This is a genomic window from Agromyces binzhouensis (genome assembly GCF_004135055.1).
Classification (GTDB): Bacteria; Actinomycetota; Actinomycetes; order Actinomycetales; family Microbacteriaceae; genus Agromyces; species Agromyces binzhouensis.
The window spans coordinates 1-1,235 of record NZ_SDPL01000628.1 but is presented as its reverse complement, the minus strand read 5'-3'; the positions used below and the strand labels follow the sequence as shown (position 1 = coordinate 1,235).

Sequence of the window (1,235 nt, the reverse complement as noted above, 5' to 3'; positions counted from 1 at the left end):
GCACGGCGAGGTGTGGGCGACGCACGTCGCATGGTCGGCCGACACCGAGGCGTGGGCGGAGCGCAGCGCGCTCGGGCCGGCGACCCTCGGCGGCGGCGAGCTGCTCGCCCCGGGCGAGCTGGTCCTCGCGCCCGGCGAGGCGACGACCTCGCCCTGGGTGGTCGCCGTGCACTCGACGACGGGCCTCGACGGCCTCTCGGACCGGCTGCACCCGTGGATCCGGTCCTGGTCGACCATCGCGGGGCGTCCGCGGCCGATCACCCTCAACACCTGGGAGGCCGTCTACTTCGACCAGTCGCTCGAGCGGCTGGAGCCGCTCATCGACGCGGCCCGGCGGGTCGGCGTCGAGCGGTTCGTGCTCGACGACGGATGGTTCCTCGGTCGGCGCGACGATCGCCGCGCGCTCGGGGACTGGACGGTCGACCCGGCGGTGTGGCCCGACGGCCTCGGCCCGCTCGTCGAGCGCGTCACGTCCGCCGGCATGGAGTTCGGACTGTGGGTCGAGCCCGAGATGGTCAGCGCCGACTCGGAGCTCGCCCGCACCCACTCGGATTGGGTGCTCGGCCGCCCGGACGACCCCGAGTGGCGGTGGCAGCGCGTGCTCGACCTGACCGCCCCCGGAGCGGCCGACCACGTGTTCGCGGCGATCGACGCGCTGCTCGCGGAGCACGACATCCGCTACCTGAAGTGGGACCACAACCGCGACCTGCTCGGCGGTTCGGCCCATGCGCAGACCCTCGCCCTCTACGCGCTCATCGACCGGCTCCGGGCGGCGCACCCCGGCGTCGAGATCGAGTCGTGCGCATCCGGAGGGGCGCGCATCGACCTCGGCATCCTCGAGCGCACGGACCGGGTCTGGACGAGCGACACGAACGATCCGCTCGAGCGCCAGCGGATCCAGCGCCACACGGGCGTGCTCGTGCCGCCCGAGTACCTGGGATCGCACCTCGGCGCCGAACGCGCGCACACCACCGGGCGCACGTCCGACCTCTCCTTCCGTCTCGCGACGGCGCTGTTCGGCAGCGCCGGGATCGAGTGGAACCTCGCGACCGCGTCGGCGGAGGACCTCGACGCGGTGGCCGCGTGGACCGCGACGTACCGGCGCCTCCGCGGGCTGATCCACGGCGGCCGGGTCGTGAGGGCGGATGCCGCCGACCCCGCCCAGGTCGTGCACGGCGTCGTCGCACCGGACCGCCGCCACGCCGTCGTGTCGGTCGCGGTCGTGGGCACGCCCG

The 1,235-nt window shown here is 74.8% G+C and carries 1 protein-coding gene; it reads left to right on the top strand.

All coding sequences use genetic code 11. From position 1 onward, the window contains the following. Positions 1 to 1,235 (top strand): alpha-galactosidase (locus ESO86_RS17230; protein ID WP_207207214.1); only part of this gene is annotated, 1,235 nt, incomplete at both ends.